At 62.0% G+C, this 13,920-nt stretch carries 9 protein-coding genes; 5 read left to right on the top strand and 4 right to left on the bottom strand.

Annotated elements, in window-relative coordinates:
• Positions 1-93 precede the first annotated feature (93 nt).
• Both aauS and aauR read left to right on the top strand, forming a co-directional pair.
• Positions 94-1,995 carry a two-component sensor histidine kinase AauS gene (gene aauS / locus B0D71_RS08365; protein WP_103394362.1) on the top strand — a complete coding sequence of 634 codons (1,902 nt, stop codon included), beginning with the start codon at positions 94-96 and terminating at the stop codon, positions 1,993-1,995.
• Positions 1,992-3,320, top strand: coding sequence for a two-component response regulator AauR (gene aauR / locus B0D71_RS08360; protein WP_103394361.1), 1,329 nt, complete (start codon positions 1,992-1,994; stop codon positions 3,318-3,320). Before aauS ends, aauR begins: the two co-directional genes overlap by 4 nt.
• A 70-nt stretch (positions 3,321-3,390) precedes the next feature.
• Here aauR and B0D71_RS08355 read toward each other — a convergent pair whose 3' ends face one another.
• Complete coding sequence (locus tag B0D71_RS08355) at positions 3,391-4,425, bottom strand: alpha/beta fold hydrolase (protein WP_103394360.1); 1,035 nt, start codon at positions 4,423-4,425, stop codon at positions 3,391-3,393.
• A gap of 218 nt (positions 4,426-4,643) precedes the next feature.
• Between B0D71_RS08355 and B0D71_RS08350 the strand changes: the two genes are divergently transcribed.
• Positions 4,644-9,878, top strand: coding sequence for a dermonecrotic toxin domain-containing protein (locus B0D71_RS08350; protein WP_103394359.1), 5,235 nt, complete (start codon positions 4,644-4,646; stop codon positions 9,876-9,878).
• 117 nt (positions 9,879-9,995) lie between these two features.
• A complete protein-coding gene (metR, locus tag B0D71_RS08345) occupies positions 9,996-10,913 on the top strand; it encodes a transcriptional regulator MetR (protein ID WP_103394358.1) in 918 nt (305 codons plus the stop codon).
• 176 nt (positions 10,914-11,089) lie between these two features.
• On the opposite strand, the gene B0D71_RS08340 is transcribed toward metR, so the two are convergent.
• Genes B0D71_RS08340 through B0D71_RS08330 form a run of 3 tightly spaced genes read right to left on the bottom strand, consistent with a single transcriptional unit; the run spans position 11,090 to position 12,686 of the window.
• On the bottom strand, positions 11,090-11,587 hold the full coding sequence (locus B0D71_RS08340) for a GNAT family N-acetyltransferase (protein WP_103394357.1): 498 nt from the start codon (positions 11,585-11,587) through the stop codon (positions 11,090-11,092).
• 2 nt (positions 11,588-11,589) lie between these two features.
• A complete protein-coding gene (locus tag B0D71_RS08335; protein WP_103394356.1) occupies positions 11,590-12,228 on the bottom strand; it encodes a LysE family translocator in 639 nt (212 codons plus the stop codon).
• 23 nt (positions 12,229-12,251) lie between these two features.
• The gene (locus B0D71_RS08330) at positions 12,252-12,686 is read right to left on the bottom strand and encodes an NUDIX hydrolase (protein ID WP_103394355.1); all 435 of its coding nucleotides are present in this window, start codon (positions 12,684-12,686) and stop codon (positions 12,252-12,254) included.
• A gap of 409 nt (positions 12,687-13,095) precedes the next feature.
• Between B0D71_RS08330 and B0D71_RS08325 the strand changes: the two genes are divergently transcribed.
• Positions 13,096-13,896, top strand: coding sequence for a helix-turn-helix transcriptional regulator (locus B0D71_RS08325; protein WP_103394354.1), 801 nt, complete (start codon positions 13,096-13,098; stop codon positions 13,894-13,896).
• Positions 13,897-13,920: the final 24 nt, after the last annotated feature.

Below are 13,920 nucleotides of genomic sequence, written 5' to 3'. Positions count from 1 at the left end.
GAACGGGGGCGAGCCCCCTCACCACAGAGCCGGCTCCTACAGGGAGCAGTGCAAGGTTCAGATTTGTGTTGTGGTTGACCCAAGGCATCTGTGATGAAATGCGACCCCAATCTTTATCGCGCAGCGTCGCCATCACTCGCCGTGAAACCCCGTCTGATTCGCCATTTGTTCCTGCCACCGCTGATCATCGCCATGATGATCGGACTGGGCTATATCGGCTTCTGGATCAGTGAGCACTACGGCATCCGCAGCCTCGGCGAAAACGGCCAGCGCCAGCTGGAACTGCACGCCCGTGCCGTCGAAAGCGAAATCAGCAAATACACCTACCTGCCCAGCCTGCTGGAACTCGAAACCAGTGTTTCGCAGTTGCTGGCCGACCCGACTCCGGAACACCGGCAAACGGTCAACGATTACCTCGAAGGCCTGAACCGGCGCAGCCGCAGTCGGGCCATCTACGTGATGGACACCACCGGCCGCGTCATGGCCACCAGTAACTGGCGCGATGTCGACAGTTACCTGGGTGAAGACCTGTCCTTCCGCGCCTATTTCCAGAACGCCGTGCGCGGCCAGCCGGGGCGGTTCTATGGCATCGGCAGCACCAACGGCGAACCCGGTTATTACCTGGCCCATGGCCTGGAAGAACACGGCAAGATCATCGGCGTCGCGGTGGTCAAGGTACGCCTGGAAGCCATGGAAGAACGCTGGCAGCGGGCGCGCCTGGAAGCCTTCGTCAGCGACGAGAACGGCATCATCATTCTGTCCAGCGATCCGGCCCGGCGTTTGAAATCGGTGGTGCCGCTGAGCGAAGAAACCAAGGAAAAACTCGCCCGCAGCCTGCAGTACTACTGGTTCCCGCTCAACGAACTGCAACCGCTGGCCAGGGAAACCCTGTCCGAAGGCGTGGAAAAACTCACGTTCCCGGCCAACAGCGAGCTGGTGTCCGACGATGAGAACATCAGCTACCTGTCGCAAACCCGGCCCTTGAGCGATACGCCGTGGAATTTCACCCTGCTCACGCCACTCCAGGACTTGCGCCGAGAAGCGATCAACCAGGGGATTCTGGTGGCCATCGCCTTTGCCCTCTGCGCCTTTCTGTTGATCGCCTGGAACGAGCGGCGCAAGGTGATCGCCACCCGCCTCGCGGCCCGGGAAGCCTTGCAGGAAGCCAACAATCAGTTGGAGCGTCGGATTACCGAACGCACCACCGACCTGCGCGCCAGCAACGAACGGCTCAAGGGGCAGATCCGCGAACGCCGGCAGGCCGAAGAGACCTTGCGCCGCGCCCAGGATGAACTGGTACAGGCCGGGAAACTCGCGGCCATCGGCCAGATGTCCACCAGCATCGCCCACGAACTGAACCAGCCGCTGGCGGCGCTGCGCACCTTGTCCGGCAATACCGTGCGCTTCCTCGAACGCGGCCAGCTCGACGTGGCCAGCACCAACCTCAAGACCATCAATGAACTGATCGATCGCATGGGCCGGATCACCGCCAGCCTGCGCTCGTTCGCCCGCCGCGGGGACGACAAGGGCCAGGCCTGCCTGGGCAAAGCGGTGGATGCGGCTCTGCAATTACTTGGCGGCCGGGTGGAAAACATTCAGCTGCAGTTACACCGCGACTGCACCGATGTGCAGGTGAAAATCGACCAAACCCGTCTGGAGCAGATTCTGGTAAACCTCATCGGCAATGCCCTGGATGCGATGCAAGCGCAGCCGCAACCCGAACTGTGGCTCGAAGGCGAAGAGTTCGATGGCAAATACCGCCTGCGCGTGCGTGATAACGGCCATGGCATCGACGCCGAAGCACGCAAGCACCTGTTCGAACCGTTCTTCACCACCAAGCCCGGCGAACAGGGCCTGGGCCTCGGCCTGACCCTTTCCGCCAGCCTGGCCGCCGCCACCGGTGGTCACCTGGGTGTCGAGTACCCGTCCAGCGGTGGTACTACATTCGTCCTCAGTTTACCGTTGGTAAGCCCCACTCCCGCCGAGCCAATATGAACAACGACCTTAGTGTATTGATCGTCGAAGACGACCCCCATGTGTTGCTGGGTTGCCAACAGGCGCTGACCCTGGAAGACATTCCCTGCATTGGCGTGGGCAGCGCCGAAGAAGCCCTGGAGCGGGTCGGCGACAACTTTGCCGGCATCGTCATCAGCGACATTCGCCTGCCGGGCATCGATGGCCTGGAACTGCTGACACGACTCAAGGCGCGTGATCGCAGCCTGCCGGTGGTGCTGATCACCGGGCACGGCGACATCTCCATGGCCGTCGGCGCGATGCAGAAAGGCGCCTACGACTTCATGGAAAAACCCTTCTCCCCGGAGCGCCTGGTGGACGTGGCCCGCCGCGCGCTGGAGCAACGCAGCCTGGCGCGGGAGGTGACGTCGCTGCGCCGGCAACTGGCCGAGCGCGACTCCCTCGAAGGGCGGATCATCGGTCGCTCGCCGGCCATGCAAAACCTGCGGGAACTGATCGCCAATGTCGCCGACACCTCGGCCAACGTGTTGATCGAAGGCGAGACCGGCACCGGCAAGGAACTGGTTGCGCGCTGCCTGCATGACTTCAGTAGGCGGCACACCAAGCAGTTCGTCGCCCTGAACTGCGGCGGCCTGCCGGAAAACCTCTTCGAAAGCGAAATCTTCGGCCACGAGGCCAACGCCTTCACCGGTGCGGGCAAACGGCGGATCGGCAAGATCGAACACGCCGACGGCGGCACGCTGTTCCTCGACGAAGTGGAAAGCATGCCCCTGCCCTTGCAGATCAAACTGCTGCGGGTGTTGCAGGAACGCACCCTCGAACGCCTCGGTTCGAACCAGAGCGTGGCGGTGGATTGCCGGGTGATCGCGGCGACCAAATCCGACCTCGTCGAGTCGAGCAAGGCCGGCGAATTCCGCAGCGACCTGTATTACCGCCTCAATGTGGTGACCCTGGAACTGCCGCCCCTACGCGAACGGCGCGAGGACATCCTGCAACTGTTCGAACACTTTTTGCAGCAGTCTTCCCTGCGCTTTGACCGCGCGGTGCCGGAGCTGGACAACCAGACCGTCTCCAACCTGATGAGCCACGACTGGCCAGGTAATGTGCGTGAACTGCGCAACGTCGCCGAGCGCTTTGCCCTGGGCCTGCCGGCGTTCAAGAAACCCGGTGCCGGCGGCGGCAACCAGGGCCTGGCCTTTGCCGAAGCGGTGGAAGCGTTCGAGCGCAATCTGCTCAGCGATGCCTTGCTACGCAGCGGCGGCAACCTGACCCAGGCCAGCCTGGAACTGGGCATGGCCAAGACCACGCTGTTCGACAAAGTGAAAAAGTACGGCCTGAGCCATTAAACGAAAACGCATTCAGGGATAAAAGCGTTGTCCTGTGGGAGCAAGCTCGCTCCCACAGATCATAGGAAGGTTAGAGAAGGTTGCGATCGGCCACAGGCTCGATCTGCGCCCAGTGCGAGGTGTCTTCACGGTGCTCGCGCAAGTACGGCAACACCGCCGCCAGCAACGGCGCCTTGAACGCCTCCTGGAAGCGATGGGCCAGGCCCGGAATCAGGATCAACTGACTGCCACGCAGATGCGCCGCCAGATGCACCCCGTGCATCACGGGCAGCAGCGGGTCGGCCGTGCCATGCACCACCAGCGCCGGGACCCGCAACTGGTTGAGCAGCGCCACCCGGCTCGGCTCGGCGAGAATGGCCATGATCTGGCGTTTCACGCCCTCGGGATTGAACGCCCGGTCATAAGACTGCGCTGCCTGATGCAGCAGCGCCTGACGATCGTCGGTCACCATCGGGCTGCCCAGCGCCGCCAGCAAGTCGGCCTGCTGCTCCAGGGCCACTTCGCGATTCGGCGCGCCGCGCCGGGATAACAACTGCACCAGCGCCGCATTCGGCGCCGGCAAGCCTTCGGCCCCGGAGCTGGTCATGATCAGGGTCAGGCTCTCGACCCGCTGCGGTGCCATGGCCGCCATGTGCTGGGCGATCATCCCGCCCATGCTGGCGCCCAACACGTGGAATTGATCGATGTGCAAGGCGTCCATCAAACCCAGGCCATCGTCGGCCATGTCGGTCAGCGAGTACGGCGACGACACCGGCAATCCAAGTTTGTAGCGCAGCACTTCGAAGGTCAGGTTGGCTTCGGCCGGAGCTTGCCGCCAGGTCGACAGGCCGACATCGCGATTGTCATAGCGGATCACCCGAAAGCCCTGCTGGCACAGGGCGACCACCACCTCGTCCGGCCAGTGAATCAACTGTCCGCCCAGGCCCATCACCAGCAGCAAGGCCGGGTCCGACGCACGGCCGATGCTCTGGTACGCCAGGCTTACCTGGGCCAGATCCACCCGTTCGGTCGGAACATTGACGTCACAACGCGAAGCCGCCAGGGACGGCAGGCCGAACAACAGCGCGGCCAGGAAAACGATTCGTGAGAAGAATGAAACACCCATGAAAAAACACCAAAACGCAGAACCCCAGTAGAGCGCGAGTCTGATGAAGTTTGTTCAAGCGCGCTGCCACAGTTCCATGACAGTTTGATGAAGAGTGCCGAGCGGTCATCCCGCGCCGGACCCAACCTCACAATAACTATGTACCACCCAAGCGCCTGTCGACTGCCTCCTAATGTCCGTACCGCCGGCACGGCCCGGCCTTTTGGAGACTCATCGTCATGGTTGACGAAACCACCCCCCTTGCGGCCGATTTCGGCCTTACCTTCCCTTTGCCCGCGAACCCGGATCAAGGCCTGAGCCTGAGCGCAGCAGCACGCTGGGATGAATGCTGCGACCAGTGGCTCACCCTCATGGCGCAGAGCCCGCAAGCCCACCTCGACTCCGATTGGTGGAGCTCACGCGCGCTCGGCACCGATCGTTCGCGCCGGGCACAGGCTATCCACTTGTATCGCCAGCATTTCGAGACGTCGAGCCAATGGGCGTTTGCCCAAGGCATCCTGGATGCCGGGCAGGTCAACATGCTGATGGCGATGATCGACCCGCCAGAGCAACCAACAACGCCTGACCAACCCTCCATGTCTATCGAACAACTGAAACTCAAGGATGAAAAAGGCCTGTCTGTCGCGCTGTCCGGGGCATTGGTCATCACCCGGGATGCCGATCGGCCGGTCGCTCAGTTGTTGTACCTGCCTTCACATTCATCCGCCTGGATGACCTTTCAAAGCCGTAATGAACTGGAGCGCTGGTTGATCGAACATCAACCGCAACGGTTCGATCACCCCCGGCTGTCGACGAACATGGCCAGGGTCGATTACACCGTCCTCGACACGAAGGTGCTGCACACCAGCGCTGAAGCCCTGTTATCCCGCTTGTTCGTGGCCCCCGTCGACAGGCCCGGCAATGCTGCCGTGCTGGCCGCGCCCCCCGAGCTGTCGTGGGTGGAGGCAAACGACAGCGCTGCCCTGTTCGGCCAGCTAAGCCCCGATATCCCGCTGAGTGCGCGTCACCGAGCACTGGCCCAACAACGGGCTGCACTGGAAGCGTTGCTCGGCGATGATTTTACCGGTGCTGCCGACGATCCGCGTCTACAACGCCTGCAACAGCAACTCGACGCCCTCACCGCTGCCGAGCAGGCCAGCAGCACCGCCGCAGCGGCGCTGCTGGACACAGCCGATGACCTCAAATGGCTGGAGCTGCGCCACCAGCCAGGCCCGCATTACGCCGCCCTGCACCAGGCACGCCAGGACGGCTTGCGCGCCGAAGCCGAACTGCAATTGAGCCTGAATCAGATCAACAGTGAAGAACATCAGTGGCTCACCGTAGTGCTGGATGCCCCCGATCAGCCCCGTGCGGCCGACCTGGTGGTCGCGCGGTTGGAACTGTCGGCAACGGACACCGAAGGCGACACCCGCCGCACGCAAACCGAGGAACTGGACGGCGTTCTGCTGTTTGCCAAACCCTCGGCGTTGCTGGCGCATTCGACCGACAGCCTGTTGCTCTACTGGCCCGGACGCTTCGGCGGACTGCAACGCTTTGCCTCCAGGCAGCAGCTGGAACAGTCACTGTTCAAACGCCCAGCCAACGACCAGACCCTCACACTGCACATCTTGCCGCTCAGTGGCCCGCCGTTTGAATACGCCCTGCAGACCCAGCTTCACAGCTGTGAACAACAGGCGGGCCGGATCATCGCGGCCAATCCCGTTGCGCCTCGTGCCAGCCAGCGTGCGGCCGAACTGGAAAAACTGTGCGAACAGACCCTCGCCCGCCTGACCGTCCCTCAATCCGCCGCCCGGGAATGGGTGTACGCACGCATCGTCGAACAAAACCACAGCAGTGCGCTGGCCGCGCAATTGCCGTCGTGGCATAGCGAACTGTCCACCGTGCAGCGTGACCGCCTCAAGACACAGTTCAAGTCCTGTGTCGCCGCGATGCAGCGCTCCCACGAGTGGTTCGAACGCGAGCTGCCGCCCCGGGAAGCCTTTGCCAACAAGGCTATCGACGCCCGACTGCGCCAGGACTTCGAACTCACTCAACAGGTGGAGGTGCGGCTCGACGTTCCAGATTCAACCAGTTGGCGCAAAGTAGTCATGGAAGGCGCCGCACCAGGCACCCCTCAGCAGAATGTACTGGTCGCCAGCGAACAGCGCAGCAAGCTGTCCCTCGGCGACCTGGCGCTGAGCAACATCGATCAGCAAATGGGGTGGCGACTGTCGTTCATGCAGGTCGAGGTCAACGGTGGCGACGCCACACAACGGCAAAAACTGAAAAGCACCCTCACTACGTCCTGGCTGCGCAAACTGGTCACCGAGCTGGATCTGGCCGGGAAATATGAAACGCTGATCCGTGAGACGTTCCTAGGTCCCTCGACGGCATCGGCGTTCAGTAATGAATATCGGCGCGAATGCCTGAGTGAACCCTGGCGCCTGATGCTTCGCCTGCAAGGCGAATTCGCCGTGCTGGCAAAGGACATCGATACCAACGGCCAGCGTGTGCTGGAAATCGCCATCGACGCCAGCAGCCCTGAAGCCTTTGCGAGCGACGGCAAGCGCATCGAATTGCTTCCCGCGCACCTGACCGTGGGCGGCAAGGACACCGACGCCCAGGGGCCCAGCACATTGTCCGGCGTCACCTTTATCGTGGAGCACATCAGCGGCCTGACCCTGCTGTATCTGCCAGACAGTCCCGACGGCGTTTTTCTGCGCCAGTTCGACAACCTTGAGCAGGCAAGGATGCGCCTGTTCAACGATTGCCTGCGCGGCCCGATGGTCAACTACCTGGCCGGTCGTGCCTTGAAGGGGGATTTGACCCACCACGTCAGTCGGATCAACCAAGCCCGATTGAAAAACTTCGACGGGTTGATCGGCGTCGGTACGTCCTGGCCAGCCAGCACCTCGCTGGCAGCGCACCTGTTGAATGTGCACATGGGCCGTTTGCTGGAAGCCCATCGGGCAACATCGCGCTCCAATGACGCTTTGTACCTGGAACGCGTCGCCTTGCAGTCCGGCGCAATGTTCAACTACCTGAAAATGGCCGTGGGCATGCTGCCCTTCGTCGGTACGGGCATCGCCCTGTACGACGCCTGGAACAGCGCCAACCTGGCGGTGGCGGCCTTCCTGCGCGGTGATGTCGGCCATGGTCTGGCCGAGGTGGAAGCGGTGCTGTTGTCGCTGATCGACGCGGCCATGGACATTCTCCCCGGCACCACCGCCACCCCGGCTGTCGCCCGCGTCGCCACGCGTAGTCGTCAGTGGCGGGCACTGGGCAAAAGCCCGCGGGCCTTGCAGGTATCGACGCAACACCAGGCGCGGCGGTCCCTGGAGTGCTTCAAGGGTTATGAATACGAAAAACCGATGTCCCTCGCGGGCCTGCAGCCGGGCACCGAAGGCCTTTATCGCAACGTGTATCGACACGCCGACGGCAACTTCATGCTCAGCCAGGGCCGTATCTACCGCATCGAACTGGCGGACAATCCGCCGCGCTGGCGCTTGAGCGGCACGTCTACGCGGACCTACAAACAGCCGATCGCCCTCGATGAGGCAGGTCAGTGGAACACTCACTATCAGGTGTACGGCACCGTGATCGAAGGCGGTGGCGCAGGCGGCGGTGCCGTGCTCGGGCACATGGCCGACGGGCTCGACCCGCTCTGGCCTGCCGCCATTCGCCGCTGGCTGCCGCGCTGGTGGACGGACCGCGCCTTGCGTCGGCAGTTGACCCTGACCCATACCGCCGACGCCTACTCGCGACGACTCGATACCCAGACCCGCAGCAGCAACCAGACGCTGGAGCACTACTTTAGCCTCCCACTCGACCAGCGCCCGGCCTTTCGTGCCCGAGCCGATGTCGCCTGCGCGAACGATATCGACATCGCCCAGGCCCAATACCTGAATCTCGATGAGCTGATGCTGTACAGCCATGGCCGCAAACGCGCGCACATCGAAGACCTTCAAAGCCGCTGCGCCTGGATCATCGTCGATCGCTCGGTGCGACGGATCAGTCTGTTCAAGGAACGGCTGCTGGAGTACCTCGACCGTATCGAACAATTCATCGCCCGCTCGGACGCTACACCGGGCAGCGATACCACCGCCCATGTGCAGCTCATGGCGCAACGCAAGGAAGTTCGCCTAGCCTTTCTCAAAGACTTCGATCAAGTCCATGTGACCGTCGAAGAAGCCAATCGCTGGAACCGCCGGATCACTAACCGGACGCAGAAAGCGAAGATGGCACACGACATGGCGACCATGAATGAGAAGTTCAGCGACGCCAATCACTTCTATCTGAAAACGGCGCACACCCTGGAAATCATCACCCACTATGAGGCGGTGACCGACCTGTCCTGGATGTACTTCCACTTGCAGTTGAAAACCGCCCGCAACAAGGTCGGCCGCGCCTTGCTGACGCAACACCAACTGCCACACGTGAGCGCCAGCGTCAGTCAGCGCAACAAAGTCCTCGAGGACTGCCTGGCCACTTATACCGAGTTCCGTCGCCAGCTGGGTGCCTGGTCACTCGGCTATCCGCAGCATCTGGACCTGGAACACGTCACTGCGTTTCTGGACAACCTGGACAAGGTTGAAGATTTTGCACGCCAAGCTATCAGGACGCGCCCTTCGGTGGTGCCCAAAGAAGGCCGGCCCGGACAGCAATTGTTCGAGACCGAAGACAACCAGTTGCTGATCGGTATCGCCAGCACCGACGCTGTCACCCGAGAAAAGCGCTTCACCATCGCCGGGGTCGATGGCCGCACGGAAACCTGGTTGCCGCGCTCCAGTGGCAAATATCGCCTCAGCGAGCCAGCGGGTTCCGTACAGCCGGCACTGCCGACCGATGTCGGGCCATTGTTGGCAGAAGCCAGGAAAAGGCTGGAGGCGGCAAACGCCTACACCCGCAAAGTCGAAGGCTACGCACGGCAGGACATGCTACCGGTCGACCTCGAACACATGATGGGCAGCGAGGCCACCGAGCTGACCATGCGTGCCCGGGCCATCGAACGCTTGTCCCCCAGCGATGCCGTAGCGCTGCAATTGCGCAATCGGGCCGATGAGATGCTGCGCACCGGGCGCAACCTGCGCATCGATCAAAGCATCAACAGCAAAACCCCGACCGAAGGCTATCTGGACTATCTGCTTGAACAGCGGGTGGTGGACATTCGCAAGGAAGGAAGCCTGCGCGATCTGGGCAAGCGCACCGACGGACGACGGGATTTCCTGCAGGAGTACGAGGTACGCGACCTGCGCAGCGAACCGGCGCAAACCCTGTGGTACGCCCACTTCCACTACACCTCGGCCAAACCGCAATTCAGCGACTTCGTCAAAGGCCATCTGAAATTGCCGTCACAACGTAACCTCGGCCTGCAATGGCAGAAAGACGTGGCCGCCAGTGGCGGTACGGTCGAGGCGATCTGGCGCGGTGACATTGGCAAACCGCTGGGCAACAAACACTTTTCCACGCTGTGAAGCAGCCACGGCGGAGCACGCAATGTGCTCCGCCGTGCGGATGGTCGACAGCGGCATCAACATGAGACAAACTCAACCTTTTCGAATTATCGACAAGTTTTTCTCATGGAGCCCCCGGTGCTTGAAATCCGTCACCTCAAGACCCTGCACGCCCTGCGCGAAGCCGACAGCCTAGTGGATGCGGCCGATCGCCTGCACCTGACCCAGTCGGCCCTGTCCCACCAGTTCAAGGAGCTGGAAGAACGCATGGGCATGCCGCTGTTCGTGCGTAAGACCAAACCGGTGCGCTTCACCAGCGCCGGTCTGCGCCTGCTACAACTGGCCGACGCCACCTTGCCGCTGCTGCGCGCGGCCGAGCGTGACATCAGCCGGCTGGCCGGTGGCACCGCCGGGCGCTTGCACATGGCTATCGAATGCCACAGCTGCTTCCAGTGGCTGATGCCGACCATCGACCAGTTCCGCGATGCCTGGCCGGAAGTCGAACTGGACCTGGCCTCAGGCTTCTCCTTCGCCCCGCTGCCGGCCCTGGCCCGTGGCGATCTGGACCTGGTGGTGACCTCCGATCCGGTGGACCTGGCCGGGATCACCTATGTACCGCTGTTCACGTATGAAGCGATGCTGGCAGTGGCCAACCAGCACCGCCTGGCCGGCAAGGCCTATATCGTCCCCGATGACTTGCTCCCGGAAACCTTGATCACCTACCCGGTGGAGCGGGACCGGCTGGACATTTTCACCCGTTTCCTGGAACCCGCCGACATCGAACCGGCCCAGGTCCGCACCTCGGAACTGACGGTGATGATGATGCAACTGGTGGCCAGCGGTCGCGGCGTGTGCGGCATGCCCCATTGGGCACTGCATGAATACAGCTCACGGGGTTATGTGAAGGCCAAGCGGCTGGGTGAGAAAGGCCTGTTCGCCACACTGTATGCGGCGATCCGTGCCGACATGCTCGATGCGCCATACATGCGTGACTTCTTGCTGACGGCCAAGGACACGTCGTTTTCGACGCTCGACGGGGTTAGCGCAGTTCGATAAGTCCATCAGACGATGCGATCTTTGTGGCGAGGGGGCTTGCCCCCGTTCGGCTGCGAAGCAGTCGCGAAAACTGCAAGCGCAATGTGTCTGAAGAAATGCAGGGGAGCGCTTCGCACTCCAACGGGGGCAAGCCCCCTCGCCACAAAAGCCGGCTCCTACAGGGGATTGCGCTGGCTTCAGAGCTCGCGCCACATATGGAGCTTGTCGAAGTAATCCTCCCCCACCCGCACGGCCATCGGTTCCAGGCCAAACTGGACGAAACCGCAACGCTGGTAAAGGTTGAACGCAGCGTCGTTGCCGGCGGTGACGGTCAACTGGATCAGGCGCACACCCGCATGGTTCTGCGCCTCGGCCAAGGCGGCCTGAACCAGTTTATAGCCGAGCCCGCGCTGGCGAACCTTGGCAGTCACGTACATTCCAAACAGCGTCACCTTGTGCCGGGCTCTTTCCCGAGGCTCGAACGCGAGGCCGACAATGCCGGCCAACCGGCCTTCCTCGAACGCCCCTAGCACCACGTCCAGCTTGCCCGTCAGGCGCGACTCCCACCAGCCAAGCGGCATCGCCGCCCGCTCGCGCACACTCGAGGTGAAGGCCTGCGGGTGCAGGTCGTAGGCTTCAAGCATCAGCGCCCGATAGTCCAGCGCATGGCTGGCATCCAGTCGTTCGATCCACATGCTCAGGCCATCCGTTTTTGCTCAAGCATCAGCCGCAGCGCCAGCGCCGACAGCACGAAGCCCATGAAGTAACGCTGCATCGCCAGCCACGTCGGATTGTTGACGAACCACGAGGCGATGCCCGCGGCAAACATCGCGATCAGCAGGTTGACGCAGAAACTGACGCTGATCTGGGTCAGGCCGAGGATGATGCTCTGGCTGAACACCGAGCCGTGCTCCGGCGTGATGAACTGCGGAAACACCGACAGATAGAACACCGCGATTTTCGGGTTCAGGGCACTGGTCAGAAAGCCCATGGTGATCAGCTTGCGCGACGAATCCGGGGGTAACTGCTGCGCCTCGAACGGCGAGCGCGCACCGGGTTTGACCGCCTGCCAGGCCAGCCACAGCAGGTACAGCGCACCGGCCCACTTCAACACTTCATAGGCCATCGGTACCGCCAGGAACACCGCCGTCAAACCGGCGGCCGCGGCGAACAGGTGCACGAAGAATCCGGCAACTACCCCGAGCAACGAGATCACCCCGGCCTTGCGCCCCTGGCAGATCGACCGGGAGATCAGGTAGATCATGTTCGGCCCTGGCGTCAGCACCATCAGCAACGCGGCAGCCGCAAAAATCAGCAAGTCTTGAAGCGGGATCATGGGCGAAGTCCTTTGCGTAATGATCAGGCGATCGCGGTCAGCGATGCTCGATAAAACGGCAGGATCAGGTCCCGTGTCAATGGCGCCAGGCTGACACCGCCATCGGTCGCCGGGTCGATCCAGATCACTTCTTCGATCTCCGCTGCAGGTGTCACGTCGACATCAATGCACAGCTGAAAAATGTCGGCGTTTACGACATGGCCTGGCTCGTTGGCGGCCGGTGCCGAGAAGTGACCGAGGTAAACAGCCTGCGCCGGGTCAATGTCCAGACCCAGTTCTTCATCCAGCTCCCGGGCCAGGGCATGGACCGGCAGCTCATGGGGCTCGATCTTGCCACCCGGCTGCATGAACGCCGTGGTGCCACGCTTGCGCACCAGCAACGTGCGGCCGTCTGGGCCGATCAACAGGGCGGCGGCGATGCGGAGGGTCCCGATGGCCGGCATGGAAAACGTCGACATAAAGAGAAGGCCTTTGACTGAAAAACGGCAAGGATCACATGTCCGCCCTGTAGGAGCGAGCTTGCTCGCGATGGTCGTGAACGAAAACGCGTAAACCAGATGCCCATCGGCGCCCTCAGGTTTATCGCGAGCAAGCTCGCTCCTACAGTTTCCTTTACACCGTTTCCCGGAAATCCAGCTCCGGTGGCTGCCGACGGAAACCGCCGGTCAACACTGCCAGGTACACCACACCAATCTGTAAGCCGTGTGGTTGTCACGGCCTGCCAATTGGCGAGTTCGATCTTCATTGGGGTTCCTTGTTTTGGGCCGAACGGCAGAAAGATTGCCCGCCCGGTGCCTGTGCGCCAGTATGCGCAGCAAGCAACCGGGCGGGAATCACACCGCGGGGCAACACGAAAGGGATAGAGGCATGACACTCTCGTTGGACGACATCGCCTGGCACCGTTCGGTGGGGCAACTGATCGACGCCCTGGACAAGCCCAATTTCTGGACCCAGCTTGTGCGTTTGCTGGATCAGTACGTGCCCTTCGACAGCTGGGTGGCCCTGCTTTTCAGCGCTGATCAGCGCCCGCAGGTGTTTGCCGAATGTCCCGGCGAGGACGGCAGCCCTGACCCGTTGTTCCAGGATTACCTGCGTGGCCTGTACCTGCTCGACCCCTTCTACATCGCCTGCCGCGAGCAATCGCGCAGCGGGCTGTTTCGCCTGTGGGAAGTGGCGCCGGAGCACTTTGAGTTGACCGAGTACTATCAGCGCTACTTTCGTCTGAATGTGGTGGCCGATGAAATCCAGTTCAATTGCCAGCTCGAAGGCGACCGTACGCTGTGCCTGTCACTGGGCAGCACGCAGCGCTTCAGCGGCCAGCAGATCGCCTTGCTGTCGTTGATCCAGCCGTGGGTGCTCGGCCTGTTGCGTCAGCGTCTACCCTATGAAATCAATGAAGTCGTGCCCTTGGCCCCCGCACCACCGCAAGTCGACTGGCGGGTGCAACTGGAGGCTTCGGTGCAGCAACTCAAAGGCGCGCAGTTGACGGCCCGAGAGCTGGATGTCGGGCGTTTGATGCTCAGCGGTTGCTCCAGTAAAGAAATCGCCCGTAAGCTGGAAATCTCTGTCGAAACCGTGAAAGTCCATAAGAAACACATGTACAGCAAGCTGGGGATCAAATCCCAGTCCGAGCTGTTTGCGATTTTTCTGCAGGCACAAAATGCCTGAAAAATCCTGTAGGAGCCGGCTTCT

It is taken from the genome of Pseudomonas laurylsulfativorans (genome assembly GCF_002906155.1).
Classification (GTDB): Bacteria; Pseudomonadota; Gammaproteobacteria; order Pseudomonadales; family Pseudomonadaceae; genus Aquipseudomonas; species Aquipseudomonas laurylsulfativorans.
Note: the sequence above shows the minus strand (reverse complement) of the source record. Positions and strands in the feature narration are given on the sequence as shown.

Bases quoted from the DNA above. Each gene is read 5' to 3' on its own strand.
- aauS (WP_103394362.1), top strand. From the start codon at position 94: ATGAAATGCGACCCCAATCTTTATCGCGCAGCGTCGCCATCACTCGCC.
- aauR (WP_103394361.1), top strand. From the start codon at position 1,992: ATGAACAACGACCTTAGTGTATTGATCGTCGAAGACGACCCCCATGTG.
- B0D71_RS08355 (WP_103394360.1), bottom strand. From the start codon at position 4,425: ATGGGTGTTTCATTCTTCTCACGAATCGTTTTCCTGGCCGCGCTGTTG.
- B0D71_RS08350 (WP_103394359.1), top strand. From the start codon at position 4,644: ATGGTTGACGAAACCACCCCCCTTGCGGCCGATTTCGGCCTTACCTTC.
- B0D71_RS08340 (WP_103394357.1), bottom strand. From the start codon at position 11,587: ATGTGGATCGAACGACTGGATGCCAGCCATGCGCTGGACTATCGGGCG.
- B0D71_RS08335 (WP_103394356.1), bottom strand. From the start codon at position 12,228: ATGATCCCGCTTCAAGACTTGCTGATTTTTGCGGCTGCCGCGTTGCTG.
- B0D71_RS08330 (WP_103394355.1), bottom strand. From the start codon at position 12,686: ATGTCGACGTTTTCCATGCCGGCCATCGGGACCCTCCGCATCGCCGCC.
- B0D71_RS08325 (WP_103394354.1), top strand. From the start codon at position 13,096: ATGACACTCTCGTTGGACGACATCGCCTGGCACCGTTCGGTGGGGCAA.